This is a genomic window from Halanaerobium polyolivorans (assembly GCF_020711195.1).
GTDB classification, from domain to species: domain Bacteria; phylum Bacillota; class Halanaerobiia; order Halanaerobiales; family Halanaerobiaceae; genus Halanaerobium; species Halanaerobium polyolivorans.
In genome coordinates this window covers 1-534 of sequence record NZ_JAJFAT010000051.1, presented here as the reverse complement: position 1 = coordinate 534, position 534 = coordinate 1, and the positions used below count along the sequence as shown (strand labels likewise).

1 protein-coding gene is annotated in these 534 nt (G+C 31.6%); it reads right to left on the bottom strand.

Translation table 11 applies throughout. The features are described from left to right. Positions 1–66 precede the first annotated feature (66 nt). Positions 67–534: replicative helicase loader/inhibitor (locus tag LJ207_RS12275; RefSeq protein ID WP_229346776.1), on the bottom strand; the 468-nt coding region annotated here is incomplete at its 5' end.

The following is a 534-nucleotide window of genomic DNA, read 5'->3' as shown; positions in this document are numbered from 1 at the left end:
AGGCTGCTTAAGGAAATTTAAGCGGTGAATCAGTATTTTCTTTTTAAAATATATTTTTTATTTTTTTTAGCGAAACGTCTTATTGGAAATCAATAAAAACTCTTCTCTAAATTCCTTCGGAAGGTATTCTAAATCTCTGTTGTGGCGATTGACTTCTTTAAAAAGTCTGAAGAACTGATTTTTAACATGTATATCATTTTGCTTGCTGTGGCAAATTGACGCAAATCCTCCAAAGTGCTCCACCGTTTCTCTTACTTTAGGAGGCAGTGATTCCATAGCTTCTTTGCAATTATAATATCCATATTTTCTGACAGCACTTAAGACTAGACTCCATGCCATACCTGGACTCAACTTATCTTCTGGAGCTTTTTGAATATTTTTTACTTCTTTTATTATCTCTCCTACAGATGGAGGCCATTTAGAATTATTAATAACTAGTTTTTTTACTGCAATATTTATTAACTCCTGGTCATAAGATTTTAAAAAATCATGCCAAACTTCTACCATCATTTGATTTTCTCTTTTATCACTTTT